We start from the raw sequence: 18922 nt of genomic DNA, 5'->3' as shown, positions 1-18922 counted from the left end.
GCCTCTGGCTAACACTTCCCCTTGCCGGGTGTGTAGAGGACTTTCACCTCCAAGTCACCCACTCGGCCACCACAGCCAAGCGGGTTGCGCTGACGCGCAACGCGCCATGCCTGGCGCACAACAAAAACGCCCCGAGGTCATCGGGGCGTTTTGCATACTGGCATTGAATGCTTACTGGAACAGTGACTCACTGGACAAGCCATTCTTCTCCAGGATCTCACGCAGGCGCTTGAGCCCCTCTACCTGGATTTGCCGCACCCGCTCACGGGTAAGGCCGATTTCAAGGCCTACATCTTCCAAGGTGCTGCTCTCGTGCCCCCGTAGACCAAAACGGCGTACCACCACCTCGCGCTGCTTGTCGGTGAGCTCGCCCAGCCACTGATCGATGCTCTGAGACAGGTCGTCATCCTGCAGCAGTTCGCACGGGTCGGTCGGCCGATCGTCGGTGAGTGTATCGAGCAGGGTCTTGTCCGAATCTGGCCCGAGCGAAACATCCACCGACGATACCCGCTCGTTCAGACCAAGCATGCGCTTGACCTCGGCAACGGGCTTTTCCAGCAGGGTGGCAATCTCTTCGGGGGAAGGCTCGTGGTCAAGCTTTTGGGTCAACTCCCGCGCGGCACGCAGGTAGACGTTGAGCTCCTTGACGACATGGATCGGCAGGCGAATGGTGCGGGTCTGGTTCATGATCGCCCGCTCGATGGTCTGGCGGATCCACCACGTCGCGTAGGTCGAGAAACGGAAACCGCGTTCTGGGTCGAACTTCTCGACTGCTCGAATCAACCCCAGGTTGCCCTCCTCGATCAGGTCAAGCAAGGACAGGCCGCGATTCACGTAACGGCGGGCGATTTTAACGACCAGGCGCAGGTTGCTTTCGATCATGCGCTTGCGCCCGGCTGGATCGCCCTTCTGCGACAAGCGCGCGAAATGCACTTCCTCTTCCGGCGAAAGCAGAGGCGAGAAACCAATCTCGTTGAGATACAACTGGGTGGCATCGAGCGCCCGGCTGTAATCGATATATTTATGCTGCTTGAGCGTAGAGCCTGATTTAGCCTTGGTCCGAACCGACGGTACAGCAGGTTCGTCTGACACCACATCCGTTTCCAAAACGATGCCCGTCTCCATCAGGAGCACGTCATCGTCGATGTCAAACTCCGGCGCTTCTTTATTGAGAGCCATTGTTATAGTCCTTTGCTGAGTTCGAACTCAGACTCGAGCGGCGCCTGCATCCCTGGCATCGCTGGAGCCTCTCCCCTCTACCTCAGAGGAACAGGCCGGGAACAACAATCAACGACGTGGCAGGAACTGGAGTGGATCGACGGGTTTGCCCTGGCGGCGAATCTCGAAATGCAGCTTCACCCGATCAGTGCCCGTGGACCCCATTTCAGCAATCGACTGCCCTGCCTTGACCTGCTGCCCCTCCCGAACCAACAGCCTGCGGTTGTGACCGTAGGCACTGACGTAGGTATCGCTGTGCTTGATGATGATCAGTTCGCCGTAGCCCCGCAAGCCACTCCCGGCGTAGACCACCGCACCATCAGACGCAGCAAAAACAGGCTGTCCCAAATCACCGGCGATATCAATGCCTTTATTCAAACTACCGTTTGAAGCGAATTTTCCAATCAGCACGCCATTTGCAGGCCAGGTCCAACCGCCCACCGCGCGCTCTGCGGCGGGCACCGTGGTAACCACCGGAGTAGGCGTGGTTCGCGTTGTTGGCGTCGTTTTCCCGCCGCTGGCGGGGGTCGTGATAGGTTTTCCAACAGGCCGACGAATGACCGTCGTCTTGCTCGAAGAAGAGGGGCTGGACACCACTGTTGTGCTGCCGGTAGCGCCGCTGCTGAAGCGGATCGCCTGACCTGGCCGGATGGTGTAAGGCGCAGAGATGCCATTGCGGGCTGCGAGCTCCTTGTAGTCCCAGCCGTAGCGAAAGGCAATGGAGAACAACGTATCGCCAGGCTTGACCACATACTGCCCGGAGGTCACCGTCGGCCGCTTGGGCGCCGCATTGCTGCGATCGACCACGCGTGCGCCGCCCGAGCCGGTGCTTGAGCAACCAGTCAGCAGGGCGCCCATGGCCAGTGCAATCACCAGAAGCTTGAAACTCAACCAATCCCTGCGCTGCCGAATGACTGTGTGCCCCACCCGCGCTCCCCTCATGGTGCCGAAAATCGAAAATACGCAAAGAAATGCAATAATGTTGCAATTATAACCGAGCGCGACTGTATTGGCAGGCTCGGCCACAGGCTCGGTGAAGAGCCGGGATGCCCCGCCAGATAGACAGGGCAATGCGGCAAGAATTCGTCGCCAGCACAAATATTCCCTGCAGCTCAGGCCACCGGGCCATTGAGCAGCGGTACGAAGCGCACGGCGCCCAGTACACGGCGGGAGAAGCCTTGCTCCTCACGCACGATCAGCATCAGCTGCTGGACTTCGCCAGCAGGGCCTACCGGGATGACCATTCGCCCCCCGGGAGCCAGCTGGTCGAGCAGTGCCTGTGGCACTTCTGGCGCCACGGCGGTAACGATGATGCCGTTGTAGGGAGCCAGCGCCTGCCAGCCGTCGCACCCATCCCCCCAACGGAACACCACGTTGCGCAGGTTCAGTTCGACCAGGCGTTCTTTGGCCCGGTCCTGCAACACCTTGATGCGCTCCACCGAAAATACCCGCTCCACCAATTGGGCAAGGATGGCCGTCTGGTAACCGGACCCGGTTCCGATCTCCAGCACCTTGTCCAGCGGCCCGGCCTCCAGTAGCAGCTCACTCATGTGTGCAACCATGAAAGGCTGGGAGATGGTCTGATTGTGCCCGATCGGCAGCGCAGTATCTTCGTAGGCACGATGGGCCAGGGCCTCATCGACGAACAGATGGCGCGGCGTACGGCGGATGGCATCGAGCACCTTGGGATTCGATACGCCCTCTTCGCACAGGCGCTGGATCAGCCGCTCGCGGGTACGCTGGGAAGTCATACCGATACCCCGGCGCTGCAGATCGTCCTGTTCGCGCATCAGAGCACGCCCTCCAGCCAACCATGAAGCTGCTCGAAAGCATCGTTGAAGGTGCGGTCCAGTTGCAGCGGGGTGATCGACACATAACCTTGCATCACCGCGTGGAAGTCGGTACCCGGGCCACCGTCTTCGGCATCACCGGCCACGGCAATCCAGTAACCTTCCTTGCCACGCGGGTTGACCACCTTGGTCGGTGCCGCCGCCCGCGCCCGGTGACCGAGACGGGTAACCTGTATGCCACGGATGTGTTCCAGCGGCAGGTTGGGAATATTGACATTGAGGACCGTACGCGGCGGCAGCTCCAGGCGTGACTGCGCCTCGACCAGGCGGCGGGCGATGAACGCGGCGCTCGGCAGATTGTCGGGCAGACGCGACAGTAATGAAAATGCCAACGAGGTACCGCCGAGGAAGCGCCCCTCCAGCGCGGCCGCAACCGTGCCGGAATAGATCACGTCATCACCCAGATTGGCACCGAGGTTGATACCCGATACCACCATGTCCGGTGTTTCCGGCAACAGGCCATTGAGCCCCAGGTGCACGCAATCGGTAGGCGTGCCATTGAGGCTGATGAAGCCGTTGGCCAGGGTTTGCGGGTGCAACGGCCTGTCCAGCGTCAGCGAACTGCCGGCGCCGCTCTTGTCTTGGTCCGGGGCGATCACCACGCACTCGGCATAATCCACCAGCGCACCGTGTAGCGCGGCGAGGCCAGGTGCCGTAACACCGTCGTCATTCGAAATCAGAATACGCATGGGCTGTCCGTCTGCCCTGCCGGCACCAGATCGACGAGTTCGCGCACCACCACGGTGGCGAAGCATCCGGCCGGAAGGACGAATTCCAGTTGCAGGTTATCAGGCTCCGGATAATGCCACGTAAGGCCGCCAATAGGGAGCCGCAGGATGCGCCGTTCGTGACTCATGCCTGCATTGGCCAGCCATTGGCACAGCGCTGCATGCTGCTCGCCTATCGCCGTCTCCAGTGCCAAGGCCGCGCCGGCCGCAGGAGACGGGCCTTCGCCCCACATTGGCCCGGTAGGATGCAGGTCCAGAATGGCCAAGCGGGGATCTGAACATTCCAGTTCACCCGCCGAAAAAAAACTACGGCTATCGGTGAATGCCAGCAGATCACCGACCTGGGCCTGCTGCCAGCTACCGTCAGCAACACGGGCGGCCAGAACCTGGTTGAACAGGTAGCTGCGGGCAGCCGAGAGCAACCGCGAACGCACGTTGCGCTGCTCGGGCAGGGCTTTGCGGGCAGCCCAGTGCTGGGCATCCTGGACGTTGCCGCCGCCATGCCCGAAACGCTGGCCGCCGAAGTAATTCGGCACACCCTGCTGCTTAAGCGTCTGCAGGCGGGCATCGAGGGCAGCATGATCAGCCGCCAGGGCCCTGAGGCGCAGTGTGAAGCCATTGGCCGAATGGGCGCCGCGCTGCAGCTTGCGCTGGTGGCGCACCTGTTTGAGCACGCGCAGGGTGGCATCTTCGGCACGCGACAGGTCAGGGTCTGCCTTGCCCGGCAGGTGCAGGCTGAACCACTGGCGCGTCAGGGCCTGGCGGTCCTTGAGGCCGGCATAACTGATCGAACGCACCGGCACGCCTGCGGCTCGCGCCAGGCGGCGGGCAGCTTCTTCGGTGTTGAGGTCACGCTTCTCCACCCACAGCCATAGGTGCTCACCTTGGCCCGAGAGCGGGATGTCCAGCACCTCGTCGACCTGGAAATCTTCGGCCACAGCCTTGAGTCTCGCAGTGCCCAGGGGTTGGCCCGATGCGCGCGGGCCCAGCAGTTCCACTTCGGTCATGCTGGCAGCAGCAGGGCGACCGCGTGCACGGCAATACCCTCCTCGCGGCCGGTGAAGCCCAGTTTTTCGGTGGTGGTGGCCTTGACGTTGACCTGGTCGAGCTCGACCTGCAGGTCTTCGGCGATCCGTTGCCGCATGGTTTCGATATGCGGGGCCATTTTTGGCGCCTGGGCAACGATGGTGGCGTCGACATTACCGACTTTCCAGCCTTTGGCCTGGACGATGCCGACCACATGGCGCAGCAGCGCACGGCTGTCGGCACCCTTGAATTGGGGATCGGTATCGGGGAAGTGCTTGCCAATGTCACCCAGCCCCGCCGCGCCAAGCAAGGCATCGCTCAGGGCATGCAGCAGCACGTCACCGTCGGAATGGGCCAGGAGGCCGTATTTGTGGGGGATACGCACCCCACCCAGGGTAATGAAATCACCGTCGCAAAAACGGTGCACATCGTAGCCGTGGCCAATACGCATAGAAAAACGCCCTGATTGAGTCAGGGCGTGATTCTACCTGCATTTGCAGCTGCAAGCTGCAAGCTACGAGCCGCAAGCAAAAAGCAGGCGCTGCGCCAACGCACTGCCTTACAGCTCGTAGCTTGCAGCTTGAAGCTTGAAGCTTGAAGCTTGCAGCTTGCCCCCCTACCCCCGCCCCAGTGCCACGGCGTGATGGCGCAGATGCTCATCGATGAAGCTGGCGATGAAGTAATAGCTATGGTCATAGCCAGGTTGCAGCCGCAGGTCCAAGGCATGCCCCCCTTTGCGGGCCGCCTGCTCCAACGCTTCAGGCTTGAGCTGCGTGGCCAGGAAGTCGTCACGATCGCCTTGATCGACCAGCAATGGCGGGCATTGGCCCGCTGGCGTCTCGGCAAGCAGCACACTGGCATCCCACTCACGCCAGCGCGTCCGGTCTTCCCCTAGGTAACGGCTGAACGCCTTTTCACCCCAAGGGCAATCCATCGGATTGCTGATCGGTGAAAATGCCGACACCGAGCGATAGCGCCCCGGGTTGCGCAGGGCGCAGACCAGCGCGCCGTGCCCACCCATGGAGTGGCCACTGATGCTGCGCTGATCCGAGGCCGGGAAGTGCGCTTCGATCAGCTCTGGCAGCTCCTTGACCACATAATCGTGCATGCGGTAGTGCTGCGCCCAAGGCTGCTGGGTGGCGTTGAGGTAAAAGCCGGCGCCCAGGCCGAAGTCCCAGGCACCGTCAGGGTCGCCTGGCACCTGCTCGCCACGCGGGCTGGTATCGGGCGCGACGATGATCAGGCCAAGCTCGGCGGCCAGGCGCTGGGCGCCGGCCTTCTGCATGAAGTTCTCGTCGGTGCACGTCAGGCCGCTGAGCCAGTACAGCACGGGCAGCTTTTCGCCCTGTTCGGCCTGCGGCGGCAGGTAAACGGCGAACACCATGTCGCAACCCAGCACCTTGGAGTGATGCCGGTAACGCTTGTGCCAGCCGCCGAAGCTTTTCTGGCAGGAGATGTTATCCAGGCTCATGGCTCACCTCAGAAGTGGATCACGCTGCGGATGCTCTTGCCTTCATGCATCAGGTCGAACGCCTTGTTGATATCCTCCAGGCCCATGGTATGGGTGATGAAGGTATCCAGCGGAATCTCGCCCTTCTCGGCCATTTCCACGTAGCTTGGCAGTTCGGTACGGCCGCGTACGCCACCGAAAGCAGACCCGCGCCAGACGCGACCGGTCACCAACTGGAACGGGCGAGTGGCGATTTCCTGGCCGGCGCCGGCGACACCGATGATCACCGACTCACCCCAACCCTTGTGGCAGCATTCCAGGGCCGCGCGCATCAGTTGCACGTTGCCGATACATTCGAACGAAAAGTCCACGCCACCATCGGTAAGGTCGACGATCACTTCCTGGATCGGGCGATCGTACTCTTTCGGGTTGATGCAGTCGGTGGCACCCAGTTGGCGAGCGATCTCGAACTTGGCTGGGTTGATGTCGATGGCGATGATGCGCGAGGCCTTGGCCTTGACTGCACCGATGATCGCTGACAGGCCGATGCCGCCCAGGCCGAAGACGGCGACGGTGTCACCGGGTTTGACCTTGGCAGTGTTCAGCACCGCACCGATGCCGGTGGTGACGCCGCAACCTAGCAGGCAGACCTTTTCCAGCGGCGCTTCCTTCTGGATCTTGGCGACGGAAATTTCCGGCAGCACGGTGTACTCGGAGAAGGTCGAGGTGCCCATGTAGTGGAACAGCTGCTGGCCCTTGTACGAGAAACGGGTGGTGCCGTCCGGCATCAGTCCTTTGCCCTGGGTGGCCCGTATGGCCTGGCACAGGTTGGTCTTGCCCGAGCGGCAGAATTTGCACTGACCACACTCAGGGGTATACAGCGGGATCACGTGATCACCGACCGCCACGGAGGTGACGCCCTCACCTACCGCCTCGACGATCGCGCCACCTTCATGGCCCAAAATCGACGGGAAGATACCTTCCGGGTCGGCACCCGACAGGGTATAGGCATCGGTGTGGCAAACGCCGCTGGCGACCACGCGCAGGAGCACTTCGCCAGCCTTGGGCATGGCTACGTCCACCTCGACGATTTCCAGCGGTTTTTTAGCCTCGAAGGCTACAGCGGCACGGGACTTGATCATCAACGTTCTCCAGACAAAGGGTCAGTTCAGGCAGGCAGTGTAATTCAGCTTGTTTTGATGAATAATCGCGACCAAGACAAAACATTATTGCTGTATAGGGACAATCCATGACCAGCCGCTGGGAGGGCATCGATGAATTCGTAGCGGTGGCCGAATTGGGCCAATTCACGGCTGCAGCCGAACGCATGGGCGTATCGTCGTCGCATATAAGCCGGCAAATCGCCCGCCTGGAGGAGCGCCTGCAAACGCGCCTGCTGTATCGCAGTACGCGCCGCGTGACCCTGAGTGAAGCCGGGCAGACATTCCTGCAACATTGCCAACGCCTGCAAGATGGCCGTGAAGAAGCGCTGCGTGCCGTAGGCGATCTGGCCAGCGAACCCAAGGGGCTACTGCGCATGACCTGCGCGGTGGCTTATGGCGAGCGCTTCATCGTGCCGCTGGTGACCCGCTTCATGACGCTGTATCCACAGTTGCGGGTCGAGGTGGAGTTGAGCAACCGCACGCTGGACCTGCTGCACGAAGGCATGGACCTGGCGATTCGTCTGGGGCGCCTTGCCGATTCAAGGTTGGTGGCGACGCGCCTGGCGCCTCGGCGCATGTATCTGTGCGCTTCACCCGCCTACCTTGAACGCTACGGCCGTCCGCACAGCCTTTCGGAATTGGCCCGGCACAACTGCCTGGTGGGCAGCTCGGACCTGTGGGCGCTGCAACAGGACGGACGCGAGATCAGCCAGCGGGTGCAGGGCAACTGGCGGTGCAACAGTGGCCAGGCGGTGCTGGATGCCGCTTTGCTGGGGATAGGGCTGTGCCAGTTGCCGGATTACTACGTGCTGGAACACCTCAACAGCGGCGCGCTGGTGTCGTTACTGGAGGCGCATCAGCCGCCCAATACGGCGGTGTGGGCGCTGTACCCGCAGCAGCGGCACCTGTCGCCCAAGGTCCGGCGGCTGGTGGACTATCTCAAGGAAGGGTTAGCGGGGATGCCGGAGTACCGAACGGTCTGACAGTTTGCCGGGGGCCGCTTTTCGGCCCCGGTAACCTCAACGCCGCCCTGCCCACCGCTGGCGCAGCCACTCCAGGTCTTCCGGGCGGGTCACCTTGATGTTGTCGCTGCGCCCTTCGATCAGCCGCGGCGCCTGGCCGGACCACTCGATGGCCGAAGCTTCATCGGTGACTACCACATCGGACACCAGGCACTCGGCCAACGCCCGGTGCAAAGCACCAAGGCGGAACATCTGAGGCGTGAACGCCTGCCAGATGGTACTGCGATCCACGGTCGCACTGACCCGGCCATCGACATCGGCGCGCTTTAGCGTGTCACGCGCTGGCACCGCCAGCAGCCCGCCTACAGGGTCATCCGCCAACTGCGACAACAGACGGTCAAGATCGGTGCGTGCCAGGTTTGGCCGCGCCGCATCGTGCACCAGCACCCAGTCAGTGTCCGGCACACCTTGGGCATGCAACAGCAACAACGCGTTGAGCACCGAGTCGGCACGCTCACGCCCACCCGGCGCACGCTGGATGCGAGGATCGCTGGCGCAGCGCAAGCCAGGCCAGTAAGGATCATCCGCAGCAATGCTGACCACCACGCCCTTGAGCGTCGGATGGCCAAGAAAACAGTCGAGGCTATGCTCGAGAACGGTCTGCCCGCCCAATTGCAAATACTGCTTCGGGCGGTCTGCAGCCATGCGGGCACCTACACCCGCAGCAGGAATCACGGCCCAGAAGGCCGGTAGGGTTTCGATCATTTTTGCGGCAGCTGGAAGAGGGTTTCACCCTCTTTGACCATCCCCAATTCGTGACGAGCCCGTTCTTCAACGGTCTCCATACCTTTTTTCAATTCCAGGACCTCGGCATAGAGCACGCGATTACGCTCCAGCAGCCGCTCGTTTTCGGCATGCTGCTCGTCGATCTGCTGCTTGAGCTCAGCCACTTGCGCCAGGCTGCCGTTACCCACCCACAGGCGGTACTGCAGGCCACCAAGCAGCAGGAGCAGGACAAGGAACAACCAATAGGGACTGCGCATCAAGGTATCCAGGTTAAAAAGACCGCCGCGAAAAGGCAGACCTCAAATAGCACGAAGCCTGGCCGAGGCCAGGCTTCGTCGACAGAAACCCGCATCATGTGTCAGAAATTTCAGTATGAAAGTTCCGACAGCTTCGGTTGCTGTCTTTTTACCATCTCTTGCTTAGCCGCGAAACTCGGCACGACCGCGGTAAACCGCTTTGGCGCCCAGTTGTTCTTCGATGCGCAGCAACTGGTTGTACTTGGAGACGCGGTCGGAACGGCACAGCGAGCCAGTCTTGATCTGGCCAGCGGCGGTACCCACAGCCAGGTCGGCAATGGTCGAGTCTTCGGTTTCACCGGAGCGGTGCGAGATCACGGCGGTGTAGCCAGCGGCCTTGGCCATCTGGATGGCTTCCAGGGTTTCGGTCAGCGAACCGATCTGGTTGAACTTGATCAGGATCGAATTACCGATGCCCTTCTCGATGCCTTCCTTGAGGATCTTGGTGTTGGTCACGAACAGGTCGTCACCGACAAGCTGTACCTTCTCGCCGATCTTGTCGGTGAGAATCTTCCAGCCCGCCCAATCGGACTCATCCAGGCCGTCTTCGATCGAGATGATCGGGAAGCGCTCGGTGAGGCCTTTCAGGTAGTCGGCAAAGCCTTCGGCGTCGAACGACTTGCCTTCGCCAGACAGGTTGTACTTGCCGTCTTCGTAGAATTCGGAGGCCGCGCAGTCGAGGGCCAGGGTCACGTCGGTACCCAGCTTGTAACCAGCTTTTTCCACGGCTTCAGCGATAGCGCCCAGGGCGTCTTCGTTGGAAGCCAGGTTCGGCGCGAAGCCACCTTCGTCACCCACTGCAGTGTTCAGGCCACGGGCCTTGAGCACAGCCTTGAGGTGATGGAAGATCTCGGTGCCCATGCGCAGGCCATCGGAGAAGGTCTTGGCGCCAACCGGCTGCACCATGAACTCCTGGATGTCGACGTTGTTGTCGGCGTGCTCGCCACCGTTGATGATGTTCATCATCGGAACCGGCATCGAGTACTGACCTGGGGTGCCGTTCAGGTTGGCGATGTGCGCGTACAGCGGCAGGTCCTGGTCCTGGGCAGCAGCTTTCGCGGCAGCCAGGGAAACCGCCAGGATGGCGTTGGCGCCCAGCTTGGCCTTGTTCTCGGTACCGTCCAGTTCGATCATGGCGCGGTCCAGGGCCTTCTGGTCCGAAGGGTCCTTGCCCAGCAGCAGGTCACGGATCGGGCCGTTGATGTTGCCAACAGCTTTCAGCACGCCCTTGCCCATGTAACGGCTCTTGTCGCCATCACGCAGCTCCAGCGCTTCGCGCGAGCCGGTGGAAGCACCGGACGGCGCGCAAGCGCTGCCGATGATGCCGTTGTCGAGCAGTACATCGGCTTCCACGGTGGGGTTGCCACGCGAATCGAGAACTTCACGACCTTTGATGTCGACGATTTTTGCCATTGTTGTAAGCACTCCAGAATTGACGAAAACAACGCAGCTTTAGGAAATTCTTGCCTTGCACCAGGCGTAAATGCAGCAGGCAGGCCTGGCAGAAGCAGCCCCTGACCTGTGAGTCAGGGGCAGAACGGACGGTACTTTACCCGAGAAATGAGCGTTGCGCGGTTTATACCGTCGGAAAACTCACCAAGCCTGGGCTCAGGCCTTGTTCTTCTGTGCCAGGGCAGCCTTGACGAAGCCACTGAACAGCGGGTGGCCATCACGCGGAGTCGAGGTGAACTCCGGGTGGAACTGGCAGGCGACGAACCACGGGTGGTCCTTGGACTCGACCACTTCAACCAGCGCACCGTCTTCGGAACGACCCGAGACCACCAGGCCGGCATCGACCAGTTGCGGCAGCAGGTTGTTGTTCACTTCGTAGCGGTGGCGATGGCGCTCGGTGATCACGTCCTTGCCATAGCAGTCATGTACCTTGGAGCCGGCTGCCAGTTGGCAATCCTGCGCGCCCAGGCGCATGGTGCCACCCAGGTCGGAGGCTTCGGTACGGGTCTCGACGGCGCCGGTGGCATCGGCCCACTCGGTGATCAAGCCAACGACCGGGTGGCCGCTGTTGCGATCGAACTCGGTGGAGTTGGCGTCTTGCCAGCCCATCACGTTGCGGGCGAATTCGATCACGGCAACCTGCATGCCCAGGCAGATACCCAGGTACGGCACCTTGTTCTCACGGGCATACTGCACCGCGGTGATCTTGCCTTCCACGCCACGCAGGCCGAAACCGCCCGGTACCAGGATGGCGTCTGCGCCTTCGAGCAGGCTGGTGCCCTGGTTCTCGATATCTTCGGAATCGATGTAGCGCAGGTTGACCTTGGTGCGGTTGGTGATGCCGGCGTGGCTCATCGCTTCGATCAGCGACTTGTACGCGTCCAGCAGCTCCATGTATTTGCCGACCATGGCGATGGTCACTTCGTGCTCAGGGTTGAGCTTGGCGTCGACTACCTTGTCCCACTCGGACAGGTCGGCGCTGCTGCACTGCAGGCCGAAGCGCTCGACGACGAAATCGTCCAGGCCCTGGGCATGCAGAATGCCTGGGATCTTGTAGATGGTGTCGGCGTCTTCAAGGGCAATCACCGCACGCTCTTCAACGTTGGTGAACTGGGCGATCTTGCGGCGCGACGAGCTGTCGATCGGGTGGTCGGAGCGGCAGACCAGTACATCAGGCTGCAGGCCGATGGAGCGCAGCTCCTTGACCGAGTGCTGAGTCGGCTTGGTCTTGGTCTCACCAGCGGTGGCGATGTACGGCACCAGCGTCAGGTGCATCAGCATCGCGCGCTTGGCGCCGACTTCGAAACGCAACTGGCGGATCGCCTCGAGGAACGGTTGCGACTCGATGTCGCCCACGGTGCCACCGATTTCCACCAGGGCCACATCGGCATCGCCGGCGCCCTTGATGATGCGGCGCTTGATCTCGTCGGTGATATGCGGGATGACCTGGATGGTCGCGCCAAGGTAATCACCACGACGCTCTTTGCGCAGCACGTGCTCGTAGATGCGGCCGGTGGTGAAGTTGTTGTTCTGGGTCATGGTCGTGCGGATGAACCGCTCGTAGTGGCCCAGGTCGAGGTCGGTCTCGGCGCCGTCGTGGGTGACGAATACTTCACCGTGCTGGAACGGACTCATGGTGCCAGGATCGACGTTGATGTACGGATCCAGCTTGAGCATGGTGACCTTTAGCCCCCGCGCTTCCAGGATGGCCGCCAGGGAAGCCGAGGCAATGCCTTTCCCCAATGAAGAAACAACACCGCCCGTGACGAATATGTAGCGCGTCATGAAAAACCCTAGAAGTCTGCGTTAAGGCGGCCAGCGCCGCCGGAGAAAGCGAAGGAAGGCCGAAGCCCCCGATCACCTGCGTCAATCACAGTGCATCTCGAAAAACTGCCGCGCCTGTACAGACCAGGGTCATCCCCGGCATGGAGTTCGCTCGTCATTTCCAGAATCAGCCCAGCAAAAAACTGCGTGGTAATCGGCAACTGCCGTGTTTCCGAGGAACGCACAGAAGTTGTATCAAGAAGGGAGGGTAGTCTACCGGAATGTACCCTTCAGCTCAAACCTTGCGCGTTCGTCGGAGGCTGCCAGTGAAGCTGGCAATCGGCCTGCGCCAGTCGCGGCAGATTGGCCACTGCCAGCAAGCGCTCGCCACGATACAGCAATGGCAGGCGCGGTCGCACGAAGTGCGGGACGTGCGATTCGTTGAGCAGGCGCTTGAGGTCGCGCTTGCCACGGCCTGGTATGTCCAGCACTTCCCCGCCCTGGCGATAGGCGATGCGCAAATCGCCTTCCGGGGCGCCCTGCAGGCTGACGCTGCCGTTCCCAGGCAACAGCAACGGGCTACCGGGCTTGTCCCAGCGCAGCGTTCCGCACACAGGCTGCAGCCAGTCGCCAGACAACCACCAGATCCGTCCGTGGCTGCGCTCGAGTTTGCCATCGGTCAGCTGCCAGGCAGGTTGGGCATCGACTGCCGCATCACGCAGAGCCGCCCACCCGGCCCAATGCCGGGTGTCGGGCAAACGGGTGCGCAAGCTCAACCAATACTGCAGGGCGTTGCGCTGACGGGCCGGCGACAGCGCCGCCAGGCTCGCTAGGTCAAGGGAGTCCACCGCAGACCACATGGCCGGCGCGCCCTCCTGGGCCAGGGCCAGGTCAGCCTGGGCCAGTTCATCGAGCAGCCCGAGCGCCTCCCCCAAGTGCCCGGCGGTGCGAGCCAGGGCCTGGCTGGCCTGCGGCCAACGCTGCTGCAGTAGCGGGAACACTTCAGCGCGCAAGAAATTGCGGGCAAAGGCCCTGTCTGCGTTGGATGGGTCTTCGGCCCAGATCAGCCCATGGCTTTGTGCATACGCGTGCAACTGCGCGCGAGAAACGTTGAGCAGCGGCCTGACCAGGTGGCCGCGCCCCAACGGACGCTGTTGCGGCATCGCCGCCAGGCCACGCAGGCCGGCACCACGCACAAGCCGGAACAGCAAGGTTTCGGCCTGGTCATCACAGTGCTGCCCCGTGAAAAGAACGTCGCCCGCGCCAAGAACGGTCTGGAATGCCGCATACCGAGCATCGCGCGCAGCCTGCTCCAGGCTCGCCTCGGCAGCGACCTGAACGTGGATGACGGTGAGTTCGATCCCGAGCCGCTCGCACACTGCGGTGCAATGGCTTGGCCAGGCATCGCCAGCGGGTTGCAGGCCGTGGTGGATGTGGATGGCATGCAGCGGAGGCGTTGCATGGATGCTGGCGTAGTCGGCCAGCCAGTGCAGAAGGACCGTGGAGTCGAGGCCACCGGAGAAAGCGATGTACCAGGCAGGGGCATTGAGCCAAGGGGTGAGGTTGATCATTGGCGCCTCACGCGGCTTGAAAGCGTGGGGGCGCTTGGCGCCCCCAGTGGTGCATCAGAGGCCGTAGCTCATCAGGCGCTCATAACGACGGGCCAGCAGCGTGTCGTTATCGAGCTTGCCGAGCATGTCCAGCTGCTGAACCAGGTCAGCGCGAATGCTTTCGGACATCTGCGCCGGGTCACGGTGGGCACCGCCCAGCGGTTCCTCGATGACCTTGTCGACGATGTTCAGGCTTTTCAGGCGCTCGGCGGTGATGCCCATGGCCTCGGCAGCGTCGGCGGCCTTGTCGGCGGTTTTCCACAGGATCGAGGCGCAACCCTCCGGCGAGATCACCGAGTACGTGGAGTACTGCAGCATGTTCAGCTGGTCGCACACACCGATGGCCAGTGCACCGCCGGAACCACCTTCACCGATGACGGTGGCGATGATCGGCGTCTTCAGCCGTGCCATGACACGCAGGTTCCAGGCGATCGCTTCGCTCTGGTTGCGTTCTTCTGCGTCGATGCCTGGGTATGCACCCGGGGTGTCGATGAAGGTCAGGATCGGCATCTTGAAGCGCTCGGCCATTTCCATCAGGCGGCAAGCCTTGCGGTAGCCTTCAGGGCGCGGCATGCCGAAGTTGCGGCGAACCTTTTCGCGCACTTCACGGCCCTTCTGGTGGCCGATGACCATGACCGGCCGGCCATCCAGGCGCGCGGTACCACCGACGATGGCGGCATCGTCGGAGAAGTGACGGTCACCGTGCAGCTCTTCGAACTCGGTGAAGATGTGCTCCAGGTAGTCCAGTGTGTACGGACGACGCGGGTGACGGGCCAGGCGGGCGATCTGCCAGCTGGTCAGGTTGCCGAAGATGCTTTCGGTCAGAGTGTTGCTCTTGTCTTGCAGACGGGCAATTTCATCGCTGATGTTCAGCGAGTTGTCGTTACCCACCAAACGCAGCCCTTCGATCTTGGCTTGCAGGTCGGCAATCGGCTGTTCGAAATCGAGAAAATTCGGGTTCATAGTCATCCGTCTTGGGTCTACGGCCAGGCGGCCGGCCGGTTGATCCGTTTGGCGCCCTACCTTAAGGGATCAGGCGCATTCAGGTCGAGATTAAATTTCGTCGGTTCAACGATATTGCAGGAAGACGTTCTCACGCCCGAACTGGTCACGCAGCGCCTGAATCAAGCCATCGGCCGGGTCGATCGACCACTGGTCGCCGAACTGCAGCATCGCCTTGGCGTCGCTGCCGGTGTACTCGAGGGTGATCGGGCAACCACCGCGATGGCGGGTGATCAGCTCGCCCAGCCAGTTCAGGCGATCGCCCTTGAGGGCTTCGTGGGTGATCTTCAGCCGCAGGCTCTCGGCAAGCTTGGTACGGGCATCCTCCATGGTCATCACCTGCTTGACGCGCAGGCGCAGGCCACCGGAGAAGTCGTCGTTGCTGACCTCACCCTCGACCACGACCATGGCATCGTTCTGCAACAACGCCTGAGCCCCCATGAAGGCATCGGCGAACAATGAGGCTTCGATGCGCCCGGAGCGGTCATCGAGGGTGACAAACCCCATCTTGTCGCCCTTCTTGTTCTTCATCACCCGCATCGCAATTATCATCCCGGCGATAGTCTGCGTTTCGCGGGAGGGTTTCAGGTCGATGATGCGCTGGCGGGCGAACCGGCGGATTTCCCCTTCATATTCATCGATCGGGTGGCCGGTGAGGTACACGCCAAGAGTATCCTTCTCGCCCTTCAGGCGCTCCTTGAGCGTCAGTTCACGCACCTTGCGGTGGTTGGCGTAGACATCGGAGTCCGCCTCGACGAACAGCCCACCGAACAGGTCCACGTGGCCGCTATCAGCGGTGCGTGCGGTCTGCTCTGCCGCCTTGATCGCCTCCTCGAGGGCCGACAGCAAGGTCGCGCGATTGATGTCGATACTGGCGTGGTACGCCTTGATCTCATCATGGAAGTGCGGGCCCAGCCGATCCAGGGCGCCACTGCGGATCAGCGCATCGAGTGTACGTTTGTTCACCCGCTTGAGGTCGACCCGCTCACAGAAGTCGAACAGATCCTTGAACGGGCCACCCTGGGCGCGTGCCTCGACAATCGCCTCCACCGGGCCTTCACCCACGCCTTTGATAGCGCCAAGGCCATAGATGATGCGGCCGTCGTCATTGACCGTGAACTTGAACTCCGAGGCATTCACGTCCGGGGCGTCGAGGCGCAGCTTCATGCTGCGCACTTCTTCGATCAGCACCACCACCTTGTCGGTGTTGTGCATGTCCGCTGACAACACCGCGGCCATGAACGGCGCCGGGTAATGAGTCTTGAGCCAGGCGGTCTGGTAAGACACCAGGCCGTAGGCCGCCGAGTGGGACTTGTTGAAGCCGTAACCGGCAAACTTTTCCACCAGGTCGAAGATGTTGCCGGCAAGGTCTGCATCGATGTTGTTGGCCACACAACCCTCGATGAAACCGCCGCGCTGCTTGGCCATTTCTTCAGGCTTTTTCTTACCCATGGCGCGGCGCAGCATGTCGGCGCCGCCCAGGGTGTACCCCGCCATGACCTGCGCAATCTGCATCACCTGCTCCTGATACAGGATGATGCCGTAGGTCGGCGCAAGAACAGGCTTGAGGCCTTCGTACTGGTAGTCCGCGTGTGGGTAGGCGAGTTCGGCGCGGCCGTGCTTGCGGTTGATGAAGTCGTCCACCATGCCCGATTGCAGGGGGCCTGGGCGGAACAACGCCACCAGTGCGATAAGGTCTTCCAGGCAGTCAGGCTTGAGCTTTTTGATCAGCTCTTTCATGCCCCGCGACTCGAGCTGGAACACCGCCGTGGTTTCGGCCTTCTGCAGCAACTCGTAGGTCTTGCGATCGTCCAGCGGGATGAAGTCGATGTTGACGTCGGGCAGGTTGTTCTTGGCCTGCTCGCGGTTGATCGTCTCCATGGCCCACTTGATGATGGTCAGGGTACGCAGGCCAAGGAAGTCGAACTTGACCAGGCCGGCGGCCTCGACATCGTCCTTGTCGAACTGGGTAACCAGGCCGCCGCCCTCTTCGTCACAGGCGATCGGCGAAAAATCGGTGAGCTTGGTCGGGGCGATGACCACACCACCGGCGTGCTTGCCGGTACCACGGGTGACACCTTCGAGCTTGAGCGCCATTTCCCAGATTTCGCGGGCGTCTTCGTCGCCCTTGAGGAAGTCGCGCAGGATCTCTTCCTGCTCGTAGGCCTTCTCCAGGGTCATGCCCACTTCGAACGGGATCATCTTCGACAGACGGTCAGCCAGGCCATAGGACTTACCCTGCACCCGCGCCACGTCGCGTACCACCGCCTTGGCGGCCATGGTCCCGAAGGTGATGATCTGGCTGACCGCGTTGCGCCCGTAGGCGTCGGCCACGTAGTCGATCACCCGGTCCCGGCCATCCATGCAGAAGTCGACGTCGAAGTCGGGCATGGAAACACGTTCAGGGTTCAGGAAACGTTCGAACAGCAGGTCATAGGCCAGAGGATCGAGGTCGGTGATCTTCAGTACGTAGGCCACCAGCGAGCCGGCACCCGAACCACGGCCAGGGCCTACCGGCACGCCGTTGTTCTTGGCCCACTTGATGAAGTCCATAACGATCAGGAAGTAACCCGGGAAACCCATCTGGATGATGATGTCCAGTTCGAATTTCAGGCGGTCCAGATAAACCTGGCGCTTCTCTTCGTAATTGGGCGTGGTCTCCTTGGGCCAGAGCACTGCCAGGCGCTCCTCCAGGCCTTCGTGCGAGACATGGCGCAAGTAGTCGTCGATCCCCATGCCATTGGGCGTGGGGAAATCCGGCAGGAAGTACTTGCCCAGCTGTACCTGTATGTTGCAGCGCTTGGCGATCTCGACGGTGTTGGCGATGGCGTCGGGCAGGTCGCTGAACAGCTCGGCCATTTCATCCGCGCTTTTGAGGTACTGCTGGTCGCTGTACATGCGCGGGCGACGCGGGTCGTCCAGGGTCCAGCCTTCACCGATGCACACGCGGCTTTCGTGGGCGTCGAAGTCCGATTGCTTGATAAAGCGCACATCATTGGTGGCCACCAGCGGCGCGCCGACCTTGTCGGCCAGCGCCACGGCAGCGTGCACGTACTCTTCGTCACCGGCACGATTGGTGCGCTGCACCTCGACGTAAAAACGCTCGGGGAACATGCCCATCCAGTCGTGTAGCAGCACCTCGGCCTCAGTGGCACGGCCGGCCATCAGCGCCATGCCGATATCGCCCTCCTTGCCAGCAGACAGGGCAATCAGGCCTTCGCTGGCCGAGGCGACCCATTCACGCTGAAGAATCACCAGGCCATTGCGTTGGCCGTCAGTCCAGCCTCGGGAGATCAGCTCGGTAAGGTTGCGGTAACCCTTGGGGTTCATCGCCAGGAAGCAGATACGCGACAGCGGCGCTTCAGGGTCGGCACCGGCCAGCCACAGGTCAGCACCGCAGATCGGCTTGATGCCCGCGCCCATGGCGGTCTTGTAGAACTTCACCAGCGCACACATGTTGCTCTGGTCGGTGATCGCCACCGCGGGCATGTTCATCCCGGCCAGCGCCTTGGCCAGCGGTTTGATCCGCACCAGGCCGTCGACCAGCGAGAATTCGGAATGGACGCGCAGGTGAACGAAGGGAACCGACATGGAAGATCCTGTAGCAGTGCTGAA

At 61.8% G+C, this 18922-nt stretch carries 16 protein-coding genes; 1 reads left to right on the top strand and 15 read right to left on the bottom strand.

What is annotated here, in order from left to right:
• Positions 1–171 precede the first annotated feature (171 nt).
• The 8 genes from rpoS to JNA92_RS09450 form a co-directional block, all read right to left on the bottom strand.
• Complete coding sequence (gene rpoS / locus JNA92_RS09485; protein ID WP_241804432.1) at positions 172–1179, bottom strand: RNA polymerase sigma factor RpoS; 1008 nt, start codon at positions 1177–1179, stop codon at positions 172–174.
• A 108-nt stretch (positions 1180–1287) separates the two neighbouring features.
• Positions 1288–2145 (bottom strand): peptidoglycan DD-metalloendopeptidase family protein, encoded by an 858-nt coding sequence (locus JNA92_RS09480; protein WP_241804441.1) that lies wholly within the window; start codon positions 2143–2145, stop codon positions 1288–1290.
• A gap of 185 nt (positions 2146–2330) precedes the next feature.
• Positions 2331–2969, bottom strand: coding sequence for a protein-L-isoaspartate(D-aspartate) O-methyltransferase (locus tag JNA92_RS09475; RefSeq protein ID WP_161872020.1), 639 nt, complete (start codon positions 2967–2969; stop codon positions 2331–2333).
• Positions 2970–3007: 38 nt separating this feature from the next.
• The gene (surE, locus tag JNA92_RS09470) at positions 3008–3757 is read right to left on the bottom strand and encodes a 5'/3'-nucleotidase SurE (RefSeq protein ID WP_012315875.1); all 750 of its coding nucleotides are present in this window, start codon (positions 3755–3757) and stop codon (positions 3008–3010) included.
• On the bottom strand, positions 3745–4803 hold the full coding sequence (truD, locus tag JNA92_RS09465; protein WP_241804431.1) for a tRNA pseudouridine(13) synthase TruD: 1059 nt from the start codon (positions 4801–4803) through the stop codon (positions 3745–3747). The genes surE and truD overlap by 13 nt, the downstream gene beginning before the upstream one ends.
• On the bottom strand, positions 4800–5273 hold the full coding sequence (gene ispF, locus JNA92_RS09460; protein ID WP_241804430.1) for a 2-C-methyl-D-erythritol 2,4-cyclodiphosphate synthase: 474 nt from the start codon (positions 5271–5273) through the stop codon (positions 4800–4802). Before ispF ends, truD begins: the two co-directional genes overlap by 4 nt.
• A 165-nt stretch (positions 5274–5438) precedes the next feature.
• A complete protein-coding gene (fghA, locus tag JNA92_RS09455; RefSeq protein WP_241804429.1) occupies positions 5439–6293 on the bottom strand; it encodes an S-formylglutathione hydrolase in 855 nt (284 codons plus the stop codon).
• A gap of 8 nt (positions 6294–6301) precedes the next feature.
• Positions 6302–7414, bottom strand: coding sequence for an S-(hydroxymethyl)glutathione dehydrogenase/class III alcohol dehydrogenase (locus tag JNA92_RS09450; RefSeq protein ID WP_241804428.1), 1113 nt, complete (start codon positions 7412–7414; stop codon positions 6302–6304).
• A 107-nt stretch (positions 7415–7521) separates the two neighbouring features.
• On the opposite strand from JNA92_RS09450, the gene JNA92_RS09445 reads away from it, so the two are divergent.
• Positions 7522–8418: a LysR substrate-binding domain-containing protein gene (locus JNA92_RS09445; protein WP_241804427.1), complete on the top strand. Its 897-nt coding sequence runs from the start codon at positions 7522–7524 to the stop codon at positions 8416–8418.
• 36 nt (positions 8419–8454) lie between these two features.
• Here the strand turns inward: JNA92_RS09445 and ispD are convergent, their stop codons facing one another.
• From ispD to dnaE, 7 genes are all read right to left on the bottom strand, one after another.
• Positions 8455–9162 carry a 2-C-methyl-D-erythritol 4-phosphate cytidylyltransferase gene (gene ispD / locus JNA92_RS09440; protein WP_241804426.1) on the bottom strand — a complete coding sequence of 236 codons (708 nt, stop codon included), beginning with the start codon at positions 9160–9162 and terminating at the stop codon, positions 8455–8457.
• The gene (ftsB, locus tag JNA92_RS09435) at positions 9159–9440 is read right to left on the bottom strand and encodes a cell division protein FtsB (RefSeq protein ID WP_012315882.1); all 282 of its coding nucleotides are present in this window, start codon (positions 9438–9440) and stop codon (positions 9159–9161) included. Before ftsB ends, ispD begins: the two co-directional genes overlap by 4 nt.
• Before the next feature lie 162 nt (positions 9441–9602).
• The gene (gene eno / locus JNA92_RS09430; RefSeq protein WP_012315883.1) at positions 9603–10892 is read right to left on the bottom strand and encodes a phosphopyruvate hydratase; all 1290 of its coding nucleotides are present in this window, start codon (positions 10890–10892) and stop codon (positions 9603–9605) included.
• Positions 10893–11087: 195 nt separating this feature from the next.
• Entirely contained in the window at positions 11088–12716 is a 1629-nt protein-coding gene (locus JNA92_RS09425) for a CTP synthase (protein ID WP_241804425.1), read from the bottom strand.
• 269 nt (positions 12717–12985) lie between these two features.
• Positions 12986–14266: a tRNA lysidine(34) synthetase TilS gene (gene tilS, locus JNA92_RS09420; RefSeq protein WP_241804424.1), complete on the bottom strand. Its 1281-nt coding sequence runs from the start codon at positions 14264–14266 to the stop codon at positions 12986–12988.
• A 54-nt stretch (positions 14267–14320) separates the two neighbouring features.
• Positions 14321–15268 (bottom strand): acetyl-CoA carboxylase carboxyl transferase subunit alpha, encoded by a 948-nt coding sequence (gene accA / locus JNA92_RS09415; protein ID WP_241804423.1) that lies wholly within the window; start codon positions 15266–15268, stop codon positions 14321–14323.
• Positions 15269–15373: 105 nt separating this feature from the next.
• Positions 15374–18898 carry a DNA polymerase III subunit alpha gene (gene dnaE, locus JNA92_RS09410; protein ID WP_241804422.1) on the bottom strand — a complete coding sequence of 1175 codons (3525 nt, stop codon included), beginning with the start codon at positions 18896–18898 and terminating at the stop codon, positions 15374–15376.
• Positions 18899–18922: the final 24 nt, after the last annotated feature.

Source organism: Pseudomonas putida, assembly GCF_022627325.1.
In the GTDB taxonomy this organism is placed as follows: domain Bacteria; phylum Pseudomonadota; class Gammaproteobacteria; order Pseudomonadales; family Pseudomonadaceae; genus Aquipseudomonas; species Aquipseudomonas putida_X.
Note: the sequence above shows the minus strand (reverse complement) of the source record. Positions and strands in the feature narration are given on the sequence as shown.